This is a genomic window from Enterobacter cloacae complex sp. GF14B, assembly GCF_004136805.1.
Lineage (GTDB): Bacteria > Pseudomonadota > Gammaproteobacteria > Enterobacterales > Enterobacteriaceae > Enterobacter > Enterobacter hormaechei_C.
On sequence record NZ_QFRV01000389.1, the window covers coordinates 1 to 872 of the forward strand.

At 44.7% G+C, this 872-nt stretch carries 1 protein-coding gene; it reads left to right on the top strand.

Annotated features, from left to right (window positions below):
• A partial coding sequence (locus tag DD606_RS26140) for a hypothetical protein (protein WP_176691530.1) occupies positions 1 to 872 on the top strand: 872 nt, incomplete at both ends.

Consider the following 872-nt stretch of genomic DNA (forward strand, 5'->3'; position numbering starts at 1 on the left):
CAATATATTAGAGCTTATGAGGAGTCAGAGGCTATACTGGAGCAGCAACCTGTTGAGCCATACACTGAAGAGGAAGTACAGCTTTTAAAAGCTGAGCTGAAAAAGGACAACAAGGGGAAGAAGAAAGTAGATGAGTCTACTGAACCTCAAAAGAAAGACGGGCAAGCAAACAAAGGGAAAGCCAAGATGACTGAGGACAATGAGCCCTCCTTTATTGATGTACCAAGCCCGAAGAAGATGGAAATCATTGTGGAAGAGACCACAGTAGAGATGGACACGGCTGGTATGGAAAAGCCGGAGGCCGGGACCAAGGAAAAGGAGATAGATCCAATTCAGCAAAAGAAAAACGATTATGAGGATCTGGTAGCGATAGGGTACACTGAAGAAGAGGCCCTTGAGGCGGTTTATGGGATCACCCTACAAAAACGAGATGATCGGAGAGGGACAGAGGAAAATACAAAGAGTACAAAAGAAAGTGATGAAAAACTGGACGAGCAGAACGTACTAGAAGAGCCGAAGCCAGTGGAGGTGGTGGCAGAAAAAGCTTTAGAGTTGACAGATGAAGATGAAAAAGACATGCACATGGTGCATGAACTGCTCAGCAAGATTAAAGAAAGATCCAGAGCAAAGGAAGTAGCAATTGAGACAGCAAAACAAAAGGAAGCAGAGTTGCAGAAGAAGTTAGAGAATGCTATGACTGAATCTGAAAGTCATAAAGCATCACTCTACGACGCAGAAAACGAGAGAGACGGCTTGATACTCCAACTAGCCGAAGCTTCAAGAGAGGTAACAAGTTCACAGGAAGCAAGGGAGAGGATGGAAGACGACTTGGAGGTGGCTAAAGATGAGCTCATTGAGCTAAGGGAAAGAGT